The sequence below is a fragment of the Kineothrix sp. MB12-C1 genome (genome assembly GCF_030863805.1).
Classification (GTDB): Bacteria; Bacillota; Clostridia; order Lachnospirales; family Lachnospiraceae; genus Kineothrix.
On the sequence record NZ_CP132957.1, the window covers coordinates 3582051 to 3598624 of the forward strand.

General features: G+C 42.2%; 17 protein-coding genes. 14 read left to right on the plus strand and 3 right to left on the minus strand.

The genetic code is table 11. The annotated features are described in order from the left end of the window. The first annotated feature begins 31 nt into the window (after positions 1–31). Genes cmk through RBB56_RS16485 form a run of 4 tightly spaced genes read left to right on the plus strand, consistent with a single transcriptional unit; the run spans position 32 to position 3519 of the window. Complete coding sequence (gene cmk / locus RBB56_RS16470) at positions 32–688, plus strand: (d)CMP kinase (RefSeq protein WP_306722195.1); 657 nt, start codon at positions 32–34, stop codon at positions 686–688. Positions 689–711: 23 nt separating this feature from the next. After that, a complete protein-coding gene (ispH, locus tag RBB56_RS16475) occupies positions 712–1578 on the plus strand; it encodes a 4-hydroxy-3-methylbut-2-enyl diphosphate reductase (RefSeq protein WP_306720049.1) in 867 nt (288 codons plus the stop codon). Then, a complete protein-coding gene (gene rpsA, locus RBB56_RS16480) occupies positions 1559–2710 on the plus strand; it encodes a 30S ribosomal protein S1 (protein WP_306720050.1) in 1152 nt (383 codons plus the stop codon). Before ispH ends, rpsA begins: the two co-directional genes overlap by 20 nt. Positions 2711–2742: 32 nt before the next feature. Then, entirely contained in the window at positions 2743–3519 is a 777-nt protein-coding gene (locus RBB56_RS16485) for a CheR family methyltransferase (protein ID WP_306720051.1), read from the plus strand. A gap of 62 nt (positions 3520–3581) precedes the next feature. Here the strand turns inward: RBB56_RS16485 and RBB56_RS16490 are convergent, their stop codons facing one another. Continuing rightward, positions 3582–4682 carry a ribonuclease H-like domain-containing protein gene (locus tag RBB56_RS16490; protein ID WP_306720052.1) on the minus strand — a complete coding sequence of 367 codons (1101 nt, stop codon included), beginning with the start codon at positions 4680–4682 and terminating at the stop codon, positions 3582–3584. Between the two features lie 189 nt (positions 4683–4871). Between RBB56_RS16490 and rsxC the strand changes: the two genes are divergently transcribed. The 7 genes from rsxC (at position 4872) to RBB56_RS16525 (ending at position 11162) form a co-directional block, all read left to right on the plus strand. Further along, positions 4872–6224, plus strand: coding sequence for an electron transport complex subunit RsxC (gene rsxC, locus RBB56_RS16495; protein WP_306720053.1), 1353 nt, complete (start codon positions 4872–4874; stop codon positions 6222–6224). 66 nt (positions 6225–6290) lie between these two features. Further along, positions 6291–7163: an RnfABCDGE type electron transport complex subunit D gene (locus tag RBB56_RS16500; protein WP_442905462.1), complete on the plus strand. Its 873-nt coding sequence runs from the start codon at positions 6291–6293 to the stop codon at positions 7161–7163. Beyond that, positions 7156–7788: an RnfABCDGE type electron transport complex subunit G gene (locus RBB56_RS16505; protein ID WP_306720055.1), complete on the plus strand. Its 633-nt coding sequence runs from the start codon at positions 7156–7158 to the stop codon at positions 7786–7788. Before RBB56_RS16500 ends, RBB56_RS16505 begins: the two co-directional genes overlap by 8 nt. Next, positions 7781–8500 (plus strand): electron transport complex subunit RsxE, encoded by a 720-nt coding sequence (gene rsxE, locus RBB56_RS16510; protein WP_306720056.1) that lies wholly within the window; start codon positions 7781–7783, stop codon positions 8498–8500. Before RBB56_RS16505 ends, rsxE begins: the two co-directional genes overlap by 8 nt. Continuing rightward, the gene (rsxA, locus tag RBB56_RS16515; RefSeq protein ID WP_306722196.1) at positions 8496–9071 is read left to right on the plus strand and encodes an electron transport complex subunit RsxA; all 576 of its coding nucleotides are present in this window, start codon (positions 8496–8498) and stop codon (positions 9069–9071) included. The genes rsxE and rsxA overlap by 5 nt, the downstream gene beginning before the upstream one ends. 10 nt (positions 9072–9081) lie before the next feature. Next, complete coding sequence (locus RBB56_RS16520; protein WP_306720057.1) at positions 9082–9882, plus strand: RnfABCDGE type electron transport complex subunit B; 801 nt, start codon at positions 9082–9084, stop codon at positions 9880–9882. A gap of 44 nt (positions 9883–9926) precedes the next feature. After that, the gene (locus RBB56_RS16525; RefSeq protein ID WP_306720058.1) at positions 9927–11162 is read left to right on the plus strand and encodes a glycoside hydrolase family 25 protein; all 1236 of its coding nucleotides are present in this window, start codon (positions 9927–9929) and stop codon (positions 11160–11162) included. On the opposite strand, the gene RBB56_RS16530 is transcribed toward RBB56_RS16525, so the two are convergent. Continuing rightward, complete coding sequence (locus RBB56_RS16530; RefSeq protein WP_306720059.1) at positions 11140–11949, minus strand: hypothetical protein; 810 nt, start codon at positions 11947–11949, stop codon at positions 11140–11142. The two genes, RBB56_RS16525 and RBB56_RS16530, sit on opposite strands and share 23 nt — an antisense overlap. A 245-nt stretch (positions 11950–12194) precedes the next feature. On the opposite strand from RBB56_RS16530, the gene RBB56_RS16535 reads away from it, so the two are divergent. From RBB56_RS16535 to RBB56_RS16545, 3 genes are all read left to right on the plus strand, one after another. Continuing rightward, positions 12195–12821: a cell wall hydrolase gene (locus tag RBB56_RS16535; RefSeq protein WP_306720060.1), complete on the plus strand. Its 627-nt coding sequence runs from the start codon at positions 12195–12197 to the stop codon at positions 12819–12821. A 113-nt stretch (positions 12822–12934) separates the two neighbouring features. Beyond that, positions 12935–14425 (plus strand): threonine synthase, encoded by a 1491-nt coding sequence (thrC, locus tag RBB56_RS16540; RefSeq protein WP_306720061.1) that lies wholly within the window; start codon positions 12935–12937, stop codon positions 14423–14425. A 50-nt stretch (positions 14426–14475) separates the two neighbouring features. After that, a complete protein-coding gene (locus RBB56_RS16545; protein WP_306720062.1) occupies positions 14476–14820 on the plus strand; it encodes a hypothetical protein in 345 nt (114 codons plus the stop codon). 256 nt (positions 14821–15076) lie between these two features. On the opposite strand, the gene RBB56_RS16550 is transcribed toward RBB56_RS16545, so the two are convergent. Next, positions 15077–16450, minus strand: coding sequence for a citrate/2-methylcitrate synthase (locus RBB56_RS16550; protein ID WP_331526044.1), 1374 nt, complete (start codon positions 16448–16450; stop codon positions 15077–15079). Between the last annotated feature and the right edge of the window lie 124 nt (positions 16451–16574).

Genomic DNA, 16574 nt, shown 5'->3' on the forward strand with positions numbered 1-16574 from the left:
ATAAGATTATAAGAAAGGCATGGTTATTAATATGGGCTATAGTATAGCGATAGATGGGCCGGCAGGAGCCGGCAAGAGCACGATCGCGAAAATGGTGGCGAAACAAAAGCAATTTATTTATATAGATACAGGGGCGATGTACCGTGCTATGGCACTTTACCTGCTGAGGAATAAGATAGATCCGAAGGAGCAGGACAAAATAAGTGACAAATGCAAAGATGCGGATATTACCATTGAGTATGCGAATGGTGAGCAGGTTGTCTTTCTGAATGGTGAAAATGTCAACGCTTTGATTCGTACAGAGGAAGTGGGAAATATGGCGTCAACCAGCAGTGTGAATGCGGATGTACGAAAGCAACTGGTAGAACTCCAGCAAAAGCTGGCCAAAAGTGCGGATGTAGTTATGGATGGAAGGGATATCGGCACCTGTGTGTTACCCGGAGCTGATGTAAAGGTTTATTTGACTGCTGATAGCAGAGTGAGAGCGAAGAGACGTTTCGAAGAGCTTACGAAGAAAGGTGAGCCCTGCGATTTGGATAAAATAGAACAAGATATTATTGAAAGGGATGAGCGTGATATGAATCGTGAGATTTCCCCTCTTCGACAGGCTGAAGATGCGGTGCTCATCGATTCTTCTGCTATGACGATCGAAGAGGTGGCACAGACTATTTTAAATCTGTGCGATTAGGATGGAAAGGAGTATATAGATAAATGGAAGTGAAAATGGCAAAGAGCGCCGGCTTTTGCTTTGGTGTAAAACGAGCGGTGGACAGCGTATATGAGCAGATTGAACAGGGAAAGAAAATATACACATTCGGACCTATTATCCATAATGAAGAAGTGGTAAAGGACCTGGAGCAAAAAGGGATACAGGTGATAAAAGATATAGAGGAATTAAAAAAGATAGAAGAGGGAACCGTAATCATACGGTCTCATGGTGTATCCAGAGATGTTTATGAGCTGATCGAAAGGCAAGGGCTCGAATGTGTAGATGCTACCTGTCCTTTTGTAAAGCGTATTCATAGGACTGTAGAGAAAGAAAGTGCGGCGGGCAGGAAGATTATTATCATAGGGAATCCGGGGCATCCTGAGGTAGAAGGGATTCGCGGCTGGGCATCGACAGAGGCTATAGTTATAGAGTCCGAAGAGGAAGTTTTTCAATTCATAAATAACGAAAACAACGATGTGTTTAAAACCGAAGAAATATGTATTGTTTCCCAAACGACATTTAACTACAACAAATTTAAAGATTTAGTTGAAATTTTATCAAAAAGAGGTTACAATGTTAATGTTGTTAACACTATATGCAACGCGACGGAAGAACGGCAGACTGAGGCGAAAGAGATTGCGTCTCAGGTTGAAACCATGATTGTAATAGGGGGGACTCACAGTTCTAATACAAGAAAGTTATATGAGATTTGTAAAGAGGAATGTGAAAACACTTATTTTATACAGACACTGGATGACCTGCATTTAGAATTCTCTAAAGCTGCTTCACCGGTCGGTATTACTGCCGGGGCATCGACCCCAAATAATATAATTGAGGAGGTTCAAAATTATGTCAGAATTAACTTTTGAACAAATGTTAGAGGAATCGTTTAAAACAATACATGCAGGAGAGGTAGTAGAGGGTACAGTGATCGATGTAAAGCCTGAAGAGATTATTCTCAATATCGGTTATAAATCAGACGGTATTTTGACGAGAAATGAATATACCAACGAACCCCATGTGGATTTGACTTCTGTTGCAAAGACAGGCGATACCATGGAGGTAAAGATTTTAAAGGTAAATGACGGAGAAGGACAAGTTCTTTTAACTTACAAGAGACTTGCGGCTGACAGAGGAAATAAAAGAATTGAAGAAGCATTCAATAACAAAGAAGTGCTTACGGCGAAGGTTGCACAGGTATTGGATGGTGGTTTAAGCGTAGTTGTAGAAGAAGTAAGAATCTTTATTCCGGCGAGTCTTGTATCGGATGTCTATGAAAAAGATTTATCCAAATATGCAGGTCAGGAGATTCAGTTCGTTATTAGCGAATACAATCCTAAGAGAAGAAGATATATCGGTGATCGCAAACAGTTAATCGTTGCAGAAAGAGCAGAGCTTCAGAAGAAACTCTTTGAGACGATTAAAGAAGGCGATGTAATAGATGGCGTTGTTAAGAACGTAACAGATTTCGGTGCGTTTATCGACCTCGGCGGTGCAGACGGACTGCTCCATATTTCAGAAATGTCTTGGGGAAGAGTAGAAAACCCGAAGAAAGTATTCAAGGTTGGCGATGAGTTAACTGTATTGATCAAAGAGATCAGCGGAAATAAAATTGCACTCAGCCTTAAATTTGATGATGCTAACCCTTGGAAAGCAGCGGCTGATAAATATGCAGCAGGCAATATAGTGACGGGTAGAGTAGCAAGAATGACGGATTTCGGTGCGTTTATCGAATTAGAGCCTGGTGTGGATGCACTTCTTCATGTATCTCAGATTTCCAAGGATCATATCGAGAAGCCTTCAGATGTATTGAAGACAGGCGAAGAAGTAACTGCGAAAGTAGTTGATTTCAATGATGAAGATAAGAAAATCAGCCTAAGTATTAAAGCGATGTTCGCTCCTGAACCGAAGGAAGAAGAGGAAGAATCAGATGCAGATGTAGTATCTGTTGATATCGATGCAGTAATTGCAAATGAGCAGGAAGAAGGCTCTGAAGAATAATAAACAATAAGATAAAATGGTAGGTATGGGCTATGGTTTATGATTATGAATGGTTTAAAACTGCGGTTTATAACCTAACCAAAATTGACTTGAGTGCGTACAAAGAAAAACAAATGAAGCGTCGCATCGACACGTTGATTGCGAAGAATAATGTGGTCGGATACGATAAGTATATCACTTTTATCAAGGAGAACGGCGCTAAGTTCGAAGAATTTGTCAATTACCTTACGATTAATGTATCCGAGTTTTACCGTAATCTCGACCAGTGGAAGGTGCTGGAGAATGAGATTATTCCGGAACTCATCTCCAAGTTCGGCAAGAACCTTAAGATATGGAGTGCGGCATGTTCTACAGGGGATGAACCGTATTCTCTCGTTATGGCTTTATCAAGGCATATACCCCTTGAGCAGATTAAAATATATGCTACGGACTTGGACAAACAGGTAATTGCAAAGGCAAAGGTAGGGTTATATTCCGATAAGAGTATCGTTAATGTACCTGAGGATTTAAAGCGGAAGTTTTTTACCAAAATAGGACCATCTTATCAAATATCGGAGGAAGTGAAGAAGCGTGTGGAATTTAGCAACCACAATTTGTTGAAGGACTCCTACCGTGATGGCTGGCATATGATTGTTTGTCGAAATGTATTGATTTATTTTACGGAAGAGGCAAAGGACGAGGTATTTGTCAATTTCCAGAAGGCGCTTGCTAATAAGGGCATTTTGTTTATCGGAAGTACGGAACAGATTATCAATTATAAAGATATTGGATATGCGAGGAAGAATTCCTTCTTCTATGAGAAAGCGTAATAAATAAAACCGGAACAGATGAAGTGCTGTTCCGGTTTTTTCAATGCTCTGTATTAATGGGATTAAGAATTCGCGAGCATAGTGAGAACGTGGGCAGCATATTGTGAAAATGCTGTACGTTCTTTTTTCATCTCTTCCGTTAGCTCGAAGAAGATTTCCTTTTCCTTATAATCCCGTTTGAAAAAGGGCGCGAATAAAATATCCCACTGAGGGAGATAGGAGGACAGCTTGCGGGTATAGCAGGTGGCAGCAGTTGCCTGTATGCGGTATTCTTTATCCACGAAAGAGGCGACAGACTTATGGATGGCTGTATCCTCGTTAGGAAGATAATAATAATTTTTATAATTCGAGTAGAAATATTTCATCTCTTCCTCATAAAGAGGAACCCGTAGATTGCCTTCCATGCCTTCTCCTCTGAAATAACAGCCATTCGCATTGCCGGAAATGGGAACGGGAAGAGAAGGGCTGAGAGAAAGTTTCATAATAAGTTCCTGACGCTGTTTGCCGTTTATATCATAGTAATAGTTCGCCTGTACTTTTTTCGGAGTCGGATTCGAGTGAAAAAGGTCGTAATAGGATAAAACCGGTAAAATACGGAGCATCCCTTTCATATCATCAGCGTTATGTAATGTGAGTGCCTGCAGGGCGAAATCTGTCGGTTTTTTGACGTAGGTGTGATAGACACTAATTAATTCTCCCCCATGAAATCGATCCTCCCTCTCGATTCCCAGAAATTGTTCTATTGTTTTCTGCTTGCAGTTTGGAAGTCTTAGGAATTCTTTATAAGGTGAAATTCTGCGATAAATATCGATCCCCTCAAGAAAGTCGAAGTGATAGGGAAGATGATACTGCTTGCACTTTTGCAGAAGATAAGGCAGATCGAAATTATTTCCATTAAAGTGAATCAAATGTGTGAAGTCTTTGGCGAAGTGAAAAAAGGCAGATAAGATATCCGCTTCCTCTTCGTAGGTATTGGAGAACCATTGCTTAATATGCCATTTTTCTTCCTCATAGTAAGCTGCCCCAATTAAATAAAGGGAAGAGTTCTTTGCGGTGAAGCCTGTAGTTTCTATATCGAGAAAGAGAATTTTTTCAAGAGGAGCAATTTTTTCAAGAGGATAATCTAAGGTGAAAAAATGAATCGTTTGTCGTAAAGTTCTCATAAGTCTCCTTTTGTCCGAAAAGGACATGTTTTTTAATCATGTTTGTCGTTATGAATAGTTATTATAATACCATGTTTTTGCATTTTACAGTAGTATTTTTTGTAGAAAAATAGTATATTTATTATATGTGGGATTGCTTCTGGCAAGAAGAAGCACCGCAAGCTAATACGAGAGAAAGAAGGGTGACAAATGGCAAGATTAACATTTGCAGGTGGTATACATCCTTATGACGGAAAAGATATGTCGAAGGACAAACCTGTCAAGAGAGTGCTGCCTAAGGGGGAGTTAGTTTATCCGCTATCACAGCACATCGGAGCACCGGCGGTGCCCATCGTAAAAAAAGGGGATCGTGTGCTTACCGGGCAGAAAATTGCGGAAGCAGCAGGCTTTGTATCTGCACCTATTTATGCGACGGTGTCGGGTACTGTTAAGGCACTCGAACCCAGACGGGTTGTGACCGGAGACAGTGTTATGAGCATCATAGTGGAGAATGACGGACAGTATGAGGAAGTGGAATATTCGCCGATTTCCTCCATAGAAGAACTGTCAAAAGAAGAGATTATAGGTAGAATTAAAGAGGCCGGCGTAGTGGGCATGGGAGGAGCAGGTTTCCCTACCTTTGTGAAGCTTTCCCCGAAAGAGCCGGATAAAATAGAATATGTGATTGCTAATTGTGCGGAATGTGAGCCATATCTTACTTCCGATTACCGCAGAATGATCGAAGAGCCGGAGAAATTGGTGGAAGGCTTGAAGATTATACTTAGCTTATTCGACAATGCCAGAGGTATTTTAGCAGTAGAAGAGAATAAGCCGGATTGTATTGAAATACTTAAGAAGCTGACGAGGAATGAGAAGAGAATCAGTGTAAAGGCGTTGAAGACGAAATATCCTCAGGGAGCAGAGCGCCAGATGATCTATGCGACCACAGGAAGGAGCATTCATTCAGGGATGCTGCCTGCAGATGTGGGTTGTATCGTTGATAATGTGGATACTATTGTGGCTGTTTATCACGCAGTTATGTTAGGAATGCCCCTGATGCACCGCATTGTTACGGTGACAGGAGATGCGATTGCAGATCCACGTAATTTCATGGTGAAAATAGGAACGAATTATCACGAGTTAATCGATGAGGCGGGTGGATTTAAGGAAAATCCGGTTAAAATTGTTTCCGGCGGTCCGATGATGGGATTTGCTCTTTTTAATTTGGATGTTCCTACCACCAAGACGGCATCGGCTCTTCTTTGCCTGACACAGGACGAAGCGTCCAAATTGGAGCCCAGTGCATGTATTAATTGCGGAAAATGTGTGGATGTATGTCCGGGCAGAATTGTGCCCAAGCTATTGTCAGATTATGCGGAGAATTACAATGAAGAAGCCTTCCTTAAGAACAGTGGAATGGAATGCTGTGAATGCGGATGTTGTAGCTATGTATGCCCGGCGAAGAAGCCTTTGACGCAGACGATAAAGTCCATGCGTAAGATACAATTGGCGAAAAGGGCGGCAAAGCAGGCGGAACAAAAGAAAAAGCAGGAGGTGCGCTAAGTGAGTGATTTGATAAAAGTGTCATCCAATCCGCATGTCCGGTCTAAGGTTACTACAGGCAGTGTCATGCTTGCCGTAGTTATCGCTTTGCTTCCGGCAGCAGGATTTGGTATTTATAATTTTGGAATCGATGCGTTGATTTTGATTGTGGTAACGGTGGCATCAACGGTTATTACAGAATATGCCTACGAGAAATGGATGAAGAAGAAAATAACAATTGGGGATTATTCCGCTGTTGTTACCGGACTATTATTGGCACTGAACCTTCCTTCTTCCGCTCCCTGGTGGATTGGAGTAATCGGTGGTGTATTCGCTATTTTAGTAGTAAAGATGCTTTTTGGCGGTCTGGGCCAGAACTTTATGAACCCGGCTTTGGCAGCCAGATGTTTTTTAATTATTTCCTTCACTTCCATTATGACGAATTTCGAAGTGGATGCTTACAGCGGAGCGACACCGCTTGCGGCGATTAAAAATGGAGAAAGCGTTAATATCCTCGATATGATTATCGGAAAGACGGCAGGAACGATTGGCGAGACGTCCATGATAGCCATCGTTATCGGGGCATGTTTCCTTTTGTTACTCGGAGTTATCGACCTTAGAGTACCGGGAAGCTACATCGTGAGCTTTGTTATTTTTATTTGCTTGTTTGGCGGTCATGGAGCCGATCCGGCGTATATAAGTGCCCAGCTTGCGGGCGGCGGTCTGATGTTAGGTGCCTTTTTTATGGCAACGGATTACGTGACCCGTCCCATTACCAAGAATGGGCAGTATGTTTACGGCATTTTTCTGGGCGTTTTAACAGGAATTTTCCGTGTATTCGGCCCGTCGGCAGAAGGTGTTTCCTATGCAATTATTATCGGGAACCTTTTGGTGCCTCTGATGGAGAAAATGACCCTTCCCAAAGGATTCGGTATCAAAGGAGGGAAAGTTCATGAATAGTCATATAAAAGGTATGGTGAAAGATGCTCTCATTTTATTTGTTATCACGGTGATTGCAGGTTTACTCTTAGGAGTAGGTTATGAAGTGACGAAGGAACCGATTGCAGCGCAGGTAGAAAAGGCGAAGCAGGAAGCTTGCAGGGAAGTATTTACGGATGCGGTCAGCTTTGAAGAGATAGAAATTGGCGAACCTGGCGATGCCTTAAGCCAGCAGTGGAGCGAACTTGGATTTGACGGTGCGGATATCGATGAAGCGATGAGTGCACTGGATACGAACGGTAATCTTATCGGATATGTAGTTACGGTGACGGATCACGAAGGATATAGCGGAGATATCCGTTTTATGATGGGAGTTCAGACGGATGGAACTTTGAATGGAATATCTATATTGGCGATTTCTGAAACTGCCGGACTGGGTATGCGTGCAGAGGAAGTATTGAAACCGCAGTTTGCGGGTAAAAAGGTGGAGAGTTTCGAATACGTGAAATCGGGAGCGGCCATGGAGAATCAGATCGATGCCATCAGCGGGGCGACGATCACGACGCACGCGGTGACGAACGGTGTGAATGCCGGACTTTATTATGCCCGTACAATTCTGATAGAAGGAGGCAGCGTCAATGAATAGCATAAAAGAAAGAGTTTTTAACGGGTTGATCAAAGAAAATCCCACCTTCGTGCTGATGCTCGGTATGTGTCCCACCTTGGCGGTAACGACCTCGGCAATGAATGGACTCGGTATGGGACTGACGACGATGGTTGTACTCGCACTCAGTAATGCCATGATTTCGGCGCTTCGCAATATTATTCCGGATAAGGTAAGAATTCCTGCATTTATCGTTGTTATCGCTTCTTTTGTTACGATGATGGAACTACTGTTGGAAGGGTTTATTCCGGCTTTATATGATGCACTGGGAATCTATATTCCTTTGATTGTAGTGAACTGTATTATTTTGGGAAGAGCGGAAGCATATGCCTCCAAGAACCCGGTGATTCCCTCTTTGTTCGACGGCATCGGTATGGGCCTCGGTTTCGCCTTCGCTCTTACTTGTATCGGTGCGGTAAGGGAGATTCTCGGTGCCGGCGAGCTGTTCGGTCTGCGCGTTATGCCTGAGTCTTATATACCCGCCACCATTTTCATTATGGCTCCGGGAGCCTTCTTCGTTCTGGCAGTGCTTACGGCTATTCAGAATAAGATCAAGGCGAACGGGCAGAAGAAGGGGAAAGATATGTCGAAAATTCAGTCAGGATGTAATGAGGATTGCATGAGTTGTTCCGATGGGGGCTGCAGTCATAAATTCTACGATACCTCAGAAAAGGAGAGTGTAACAAATGATTAAAGACTTGTTGATAATTATGATCGGTTCTTCTTTGGTGAGCAACGTTGTACTCAGCCAGTTCTTAGGCTTGTGTCCTTTTCTCGGAGTTTCTAAGAAGACCAATACAGCTGCAGGAATGGGCATCGCCGTTGTTTTCGTTATCACCCTTGCTTCTGCGGTAACAGGAGTGATTTATAAGTATGTACTAGAGGTGTTCGATATTACTTATCTGCAAACAATCGTGTTTATCTTAGTCATCGCAGCACTCGTTCAGTTTGTAGAAATGTTTTTAAAGAAATTTATGCCATCCCTTTATCAGTCTCTGGGCGTATATTTACCGCTCATTACGACAAACTGTGCGGTGCTTGGTGTAGCGCTTGTAAACGTTCAGAAGAAATACGATATTCTGACAGGAATTGTCAATGGATTTGCCACTGCGGTAGGATTCACCATCGCTATTTTAATTCTGGCAGGAATCCGTGAAAAGATGGAATATAACGATATACCGGAATCCTTTAAGGGAATGCCTATTGTGCTCGTAACAGCCGGACTTATGGCAATCGCTTTCTGCGGATTTTCAGGCTTATTGTAGGAGGTGTGGTATGAGTATAACTGGTGTTGTGATTGCAGTGGCGATGATAGGAGCCATAGGACTTTTTGTCGGCGTGTTTCTCGGTGTCGCTGCCATTAAGTTTCATGTGGAAGTGGATGAAAGAGAGGAGGCCGTATTGGCGGCTCTGCCCGGCAATAACTGCGGTGGATGTGGATTTCCGGGATGTTCCGGCCTGGCGGCGGCTATCGTAAAAGGAGAAGCAGCGGTGAATGCCTGCCCGGTAGGCGGGGAAGCGGTAGGGAAGGCGGTCGCACAGATCATGGGTGTGGAAGCGGAGGCTGCCACGAGAATGGTAGCGTTTGTTGAATGCCAGGGTGACTGCGATAAAACTACAAGAGACTACGAATATTCAGGGGTAGAGGACTGCCGGATGATGGCATATGTGCCTGGTGGCGGACCGAAAACGTGTAATTATGGCTGTCATGGATATGGTAATTGTGTGAGGGTATGCCCCTTCGATGCCATTCATGTGGTAAATGGAGTTGCAGTGGTAGACAGGGATGCTTGTAAGGCTTGTGGTAAATGTGTGGAGGAGTGCCCGAAGGAATTGATTAAGATGATTCCTTACGATGCGATGTATGTAGTGGCATGTAACTCCAAAGATAAAGGACCGGTTACGACAAAAGCCTGCAGTGTAGGATGTATCGGATGTCAGCTATGCAAGAAGAATTGTCCTTCGGAAGCGGTGGATGTTGTGGAGTTTAACGCTACTATCGACTATGAGAAGTGTATTGAATGTGGTGTCTGCATGGAGAAATGTCCGAAGAAGACTATTTTAAAAAGAGCATAGGAATATAAAGATTAAGCAATAAGAAATGGAAAAGAAGTGAAGCGATGAGATTACCGGGTGAAAATGATGATATGGGAGCTAGGCTCTCGATGAAATACATGGTGATAGGCGTTAGTTTAAGCCTATTGCTAATTCTGGGCGTTGTAATGCTTACCAATAATGCGAATAAGCCAAGGAAAGGAAATAGTACACAACAGGTAAATTCCGTGGTAGCTGTGGAGCATGAAGCGGATGGTGAAGAAGGCGATAATATATCAGGAGAAACGTCCGTAGAATTGGCAGAGCAGTACAATCTTACATCTCATGGAAGCAGTAGAATGAAGGATATCGAGAGGCTGTACAGGGAAAATAAACTGACAGCTTCCGATTTGGATTTCTGGGATATGTATCCGAAAAATGACCCTGAGTTAATCAGTGCGGAGAAAGCGGATGAGGAGAAAGATTCCAAGGAAGAAAGCTCCAAGAAGGAAGGGAATAAGTATTCCGATTATGAAGAAGAGCAGGAGCAGGATCCGGCCAATGATGGGAAGCATACTCTCCTCACTTATACTGATGGCTCAGAGGAGTGGGTATTGATCAATCCCTATCTCGAGAAGAACACTTATGATTTTACGAAGCTTACAATGAAGTCGGACAAAATGGCCTATTATCAGGATGGAAAGAAGAATTCTTACTTGGGAGCGGACATTTCCAAATATAATGGGGAGGTGGACTTCGTAAGTTTGAAGGAATCCGGAATTGATTTCGTTATGCTGCGTCTGGGGGCCAGAGGTTATGGAAGTGGTCAGATTATGTTGGATGAGAAGTTCGCAGATAACATTACGAAAGCGACAGAAGCCGGACTGGACATCGGTATTTATTTCTTTTCACAGGCTATAACGACAGATGAAGCGGTGGAGGAAGCTAACTTCATCATGCAGAATTTAAGCAATTATAAGATAACCTATCCGGTTGCTTTCGATATGGAATATGTGCAGAATGATACGGCGAGGATAGAGACTCTTTCCAGAGAACAGAAGACATCCATTACCAAGGAATTTCTGGATACGGTGAAAAATGGCGGATATAAACCTATGATTTATGGAACAAAAGAATGGCTTATCAAGCAAATCGATTTGACGAAGCTAACGGGCTATGATATATGGTTATCCCAGCAGGAGGATGTGCCGGATTATCCGTATCAGTTCCAGATATGGCAATATACCTTAGATGGCCAAGTGGGAGGCGTAAACGGCGAGGTAGATCTAAACATTAGTTTTATTGATTATTCGGAGAAGTGAGTTCCATAATTTTCGGAGAAATTTTAAGTTTGGTATAAATATCGGCATAGGCAGCAGGAGAAAGCCCTTCTAAGTAATTGAGGGAATAATTGCGGTCTATGCCATTTCTTTTTAAGATATCGACAGCCTTGTTATAAGCGATAGCAGCCTCTGTTTCCGTGGAGTAAGTACCTACCACATAATTACTTTTCACATGGATACGCACCTTATATTTTATTCGGTTATCAGGAGAGGTCACGTGAGTGATTCCATGAAAATGATTTAAAATCTCAATATTTTCATAGCGAAAGTCTGTACTGTCTCCATTGATAAACCTGTAATCTTTTCCTTCGACGGCGTAATTTTTAATACCGTAGCGATTTAGGATATTCACCTGCATTCCGTAATCAGCAACGAAAAGGTGACCTCCTCTACGCATGATTTTATGGGAAGAATAGTAAAATAAATCATCGACATCGAACTTCAGCACATAAGAAGGGGAAAGATAATATAAGAAAAACTTTTGCTTTATATAAATGGGCGTGGAGAAGTAGAATCTGTTATCTCTAAAATTTATAAGGCAAACCCATTTTTCAAAGGATAAGAAAGAGGATTCCGTATAATCATCTATAGACAAAGCGGCTGTATTTATTAATTTTTGAGCTTCTTTGTAAGCGAGATGAGCATTTTGAGCGATATCATAGCTTCCCAGGCTAATATGCTTATCCCGAAAGGTAATAGATGCACGATAGTAGATGGAATGATCTTTTCTCTTTGCGGTATATACGCCGGGCAATTTCTGTTCCATTGAATTAACCCTTCCTTTCTCATAACCTGCAAAATTTACTTTAATATTGTCTATTTTATGACAATAAATGCTAAAATTTTATCCTAAGTATAACATTTTAGAAAAAAGAATACAAATTTAGAAATATTTTCACACCTCTTTGTATAAAATATTAAAGAACTGTTACATTTGTGTGACAAAAATATAAGGCATGGATACATCAAATAATAAAATATTCATGGAGAGTAAAAGAGGAATAGGAAGATATGAGAACGTACAAAAAAAATATAACAATACTTTTGTTATGTAATGTGATACTTGCAGTGGCATGGTTCAATGTGAAAGAGTTGCAGATTAATAGAATCGCAGCTACTCCGGCATTTCAGATTCGATTTATGGAAGAATACGCAAGTCTTGATGCGGTCAGCTTCATCCGAATGGTATCACGTGCTTCATCGGGACAAAGAGTCGTAGACTATAGCGTTATCGAGAGAAAAGCAAAGTATACGCTATCCAAGGAAGATTATGAAGTACTTCTGCGTATTGTAGAGGCGGAGGCCGGAGGCGAAGATATCACAGGAAAGATGCTTGTGGCCGGAGTAGTAATGAACCGGGTGGATTGTGATAAGTTTCCCGATACGGTAAAAGAGGTAGTATTCCAAAAGGAGAATGGTGTGTCACAGTTCTCCCCTGTTTCTGACGGAAGATATGATAAGATTTGTGTGAGCGAAGAGACGAAAGAGGCGGTAGAGAAAGTGCTTTACGGTGAGGATATTACGAGGGGGGCGCTTTATTTTGCCTCGAGGAAGCATGCGAATCCCGAACGAATGAAATGGTTCGATAATAGCCTGACGCTTTTGTTTTCTTATGGAGGACATGAATTCTTTTCCTGACATTGCGCGGAAAGTAAATATATGATATACTTATGAACCGATAACAAGTGTTTGCTTTAATTGGTGAATTCGTTAAAGGGACTCTAAGATAAAACAGGCGGAGAGGTAGTTCAATGGAAGTATTATATAGCAGTACGAGAAATAATGAGATTCAGGTAACAGCATCGAAAGCCATTTTGCAAGGAATATCTAAGGATGGCGGATTGTTCGTTCCAAGCAGTATTCCGACCCTCGAAAAGAGTATGAAGGAATTATCGGGTATGACATATCAGGAAGTAGCTTATGAGGTTATGAAACTGTATCTGACCGATTTTACGGAAGAAGAATTGAAACAGTGTATTGAACGCGCATATGATTCGAAGTTTGATACTGAAATTATCGCACCTCTTGTTAGTGCGGATGGTGCTTATTATCTCGAATTATTTCACGGTGCTACCATCGCTTTTAAAGATATGGCACTTTCTATCCTTCCTCATCTGATGACGACCGCGGCGAAGAAGAATAATGTAACAAATGAAATCGTAATCCTTACAGCTACCTCGGGAGATACCGGGAAAGCAGCCCTTGCGGGATTTGCTGGCGTAGAAGGAACGAAAATCATCGTGTTTTATCCTAAGAACGGAGTAAGCCCCATCCAGGAGAAACAGATGGTGACGCAGAAGGGTGATAATACATATGTGGTAGGTATTCACGGCAATTTCGATGATGCCCAGACCGGAGTGAAGAATATTTTTGCGGACAAGGTACTGGAAGAGAGAATGGGAGAACAGGGATATCAGTTTTCTTCCGCTAACTCGATTAATATCGGACGGCTCGTTCCTCAGATTGTATATTATATATATGCTTATGCGAGACTTCTGGCAGAAGAAGAAATAACAGAAGGTGAGAAGATTAATGTAGTCGTTCCTACCGGTAATTTCGGCAATATTCTGGCTGCTTTTTATGCTAAGAATATGGGGCTTCCCATCGATAAGCTGATTTGTGCTTCTAACGATAATAAGGTACTGTATGATTTCTTCCAGACCGGTGTTTATGATAGAAACAGGGAATTTATGTTAACCAGTTCACCTTCTATGGATATTTTAATTTCCAGTAATCTGGAACGTCTGATTTACCGAGTTGCCGGAAACGATTCGGGTCGGACTGCTCAGTTGATGAAAGCATTAGGCGGCGAAGGTAAATATGAGGTCACAGCCGATATGAAGGAACTTTTGGCAGACTTCTATGGCGGTTATGCTTCGGAAAAAGAGACTGCGGATATGATTAAGGCCTTGTATGAAAAGACAGGCTATGTGATCGATACACATACGGCAGTAGCAGCGTGTGTTTATGAGAAATATAAAGAAGACAAAAAGGATGAAACGAAGACGGTAATCGCCTCCACAGCGAGCCCGTTTAAATTCACAAGAAGTGTAATGGATGCTATCGATGAGAAGTATGATAGTATGTCCGATTTTGAATTAGTGGATGAATTATCCGCTTTGGCGAATGTAGCTGTGCCGGAAGCGATTGAAGAGATTAAATCAGCGCCGGTACTGCATGATCATGTCTGCGGAAATGACGAAATGCAAAAGACGGTAGAGGCATTCTTAAAGCTTAAGTAAGGGACAAAAAAAGATTACTGAACTGTAACAGAGAAAGGCATGGACTCAACGTGGATACGAATATATTTGATTTTCTAATTATAATCAGTGGTGTTTATCTGATTTATACGGCAATCGTTATGAAGACTACCGGAAAGATTACGGGTGGAGCCATCGTTAGTAAGGATGTGGACGTAGATAATATTCGCGATAAGGAAGGCTTTATCCGGTATATGTTCCCCAAATCACTTTTTATGGGAATCCTTACATGTATTATCGGGTTGTTCGGAATTGTGTCAACGAGATTTAATGGGCCATCCTATTTATCCCTCGTTGCTGTCGGATGTTTTATGGTAATATTAATTTTATTCGCGATATCTTCGAGCAGAGCGCGTAAAATGTTTATCGATGAGTAACTGTGCGGGTGCTTGATAGTTGCATAATATAATGATACCTACGGATTGCTATGCACTTCGTACTCTCGCAATCCTAAAGCATTCGAAATCCGCCCTATTCGGGCTACTTTCTCATGCTTTGCGGGTCCCAAAGTCATGTTTTTTCATGCAAGCATGAAACGCATGACTTTGGGACCCTGGTATCATAATATAAAAGCCATGTATGGAAGGAAAAGTTGTTCCTTTTATACATGGCTTTTTGATTTTAGTTTTTATTTTACCTTTTCGATATATCGGTATAGCAGCGATCCTCCCCGATTGCTTTGTAAGCCGGGCGGATGATTTTGCCGTTGTTGGCAAGTTCTTCCATGCGGTGTGCGCACCAGCCGGATATTCTGGCAATAGCGAAAATAGGAGTATAAAGTTCTAATGGTAAATCCAGCATATGGTAAACAAAGCCAGAGTAAAAGTCTACGTTAATACTTACGCCTTTATATATTTGCCGTTCCCTTTCGATGATTTCCGGTGCCAGCCGTTCAACGAGAGAATAAAGAGCGAATTCCTTCTGCAGTCCCTTTTCCTCAGATAACTTTTCGACAAAGGATTTGAAGATAACAGCACGCGGGTCTGATTTGGAATAAACGGCATGGCCAACACCGTAGATGAGACCGGCATGGTCGAAGGCTTCCTTGTGAAGCAGCCTGGTGAGATAATCGGATATTTGTTCTTCGTCTTCCCAATCGGAAATATTGTTTTTCATGTCTTCAAACATTTGTACCACTTTAATATTAGCACCGCCGTGTCTTGGTCCCTTTAAGGAGCCGATAGCAGCCGCGATAACGGAATAGGTATCGGTCAAAGAAGAGGTGACTACATGGGTGGTAAAGGTGGAGTTGTTGCCTCCGCCATGTTCCATATGTAATACGAGAGCAATATCCAGAATCCGTGCCTCAAGAGGTGTGTAGGAGCTGTCCGGTCTAAGGATATGCAATATATTCTCTGCGGTGGATAATTCCGGCCTGTGGGGATGAATATACAGGCTCTTACCATCATGATAGTGGCTATATGCTTGATAGCCATAAATAGAAAGCAGAGGAAAGAGGCTGATGAGTTGGAGACTCTGTCGCAGCACGTTAGGAAGAGAGGTATCATCTGCCCTGTCATCATAGGAATATAAGGTGAGAACGCTTCTTGCTAAGGTATTCATCATATCACGGCTGGGCGCCTTCATAATAATATCACGAACAAAGCTGGTAGGAAGGCTGCGGTAATAGGAAAGCAGGGAAGAAAAGTCTTCCAATTCCTTATCGGTGGGCAGCTTATCGAATAGTAGAAGGTAGGTGGTTTCTTCGAAACCGAAACGGTTATCTTTTGTAAAACCGGTTACCAGGTCTTTGACGTTGTAACCGCGGTAGAATAAATCGCCGTGAATGGGAGTCTGTATGCCATCCACCATTTTATTGGCACGTACATCGGAGATATGTGTAAGCCCGGCAAGTACGCCCCTGCCGCTTACATCTCGCAGTCCCCGCTTAACATCATATTGTGTAAATAGTTCTGATTCGATGATGTCAGCCTGTTCACTTAATTTGGCGAGCTGAACGATCTCTGGAGTAACTTGGGAGTAAACATTATGGTCTATAGAAATCACCTTCCCTTTCTTGCAGCTTGCACCCCCCAGTAACAAGCATAATGATCATTTTTGTTTATATAAACTGTCAACAGATAAATAATAGCATAAAAATACTTATAAAAATAGATATAGTTGAATGTTT

Excerpts from the sequence above, each read along its gene's own strand:
- rsxE (WP_306720056.1), top strand. The coding sequence starts at position 7,781 with ATGAATAGCATAAAAGAAAGAGTTTTTAACGGGTTGATCAAAGAAAAT.
- RBB56_RS16505 (WP_306720055.1), top strand. The coding sequence starts at position 7,156 with ATGAATAGTCATATAAAAGGTATGGTGAAAGATGCTCTCATTTTATTT.
- RBB56_RS16525 (WP_306720058.1), top strand. The coding sequence starts at position 9,927 with ATGAGATTACCGGGTGAAAATGATGATATGGGAGCTAGGCTCTCGATG.
- RBB56_RS16530 (WP_306720059.1), bottom strand. The coding sequence starts at position 11,949 with ATGGAACAGAAATTGCCCGGCGTATATACCGCAAAGAGAAAAGATCAT.
- ispH (WP_306720049.1), top strand. The coding sequence starts at position 712 with ATGGAAGTGAAAATGGCAAAGAGCGCCGGCTTTTGCTTTGGTGTAAAA.
- RBB56_RS16490 (WP_306720052.1), bottom strand. The coding sequence starts at position 4,682 with ATGAGAACTTTACGACAAACGATTCATTTTTTCACCTTAGATTATCCT.
- RBB56_RS16535 (WP_306720060.1), top strand. The coding sequence starts at position 12,195 with ATGAGAACGTACAAAAAAAATATAACAATACTTTTGTTATGTAATGTG.
- RBB56_RS16500 (WP_442905462.1), top strand. The coding sequence starts at position 6,291 with ATGCTTGCCGTAGTTATCGCTTTGCTTCCGGCAGCAGGATTTGGTATT.
- rpsA (WP_306720050.1), top strand. The coding sequence starts at position 1,559 with ATGTCAGAATTAACTTTTGAACAAATGTTAGAGGAATCGTTTAAAACA.
- thrC (WP_306720061.1), top strand. The coding sequence starts at position 12,935 with ATGGAAGTATTATATAGCAGTACGAGAAATAATGAGATTCAGGTAACA.
- RBB56_RS16485 (WP_306720051.1), top strand. The coding sequence starts at position 2,743 with ATGGTTTATGATTATGAATGGTTTAAAACTGCGGTTTATAACCTAACC.
- cmk (WP_306722195.1), top strand. The coding sequence starts at position 32 with ATGGGCTATAGTATAGCGATAGATGGGCCGGCAGGAGCCGGCAAGAGC.
- RBB56_RS16520 (WP_306720057.1), top strand. The coding sequence starts at position 9,082 with ATGAGTATAACTGGTGTTGTGATTGCAGTGGCGATGATAGGAGCCATA.
- rsxC (WP_306720053.1), top strand. The coding sequence starts at position 4,872 with ATGGCAAGATTAACATTTGCAGGTGGTATACATCCTTATGACGGAAAA.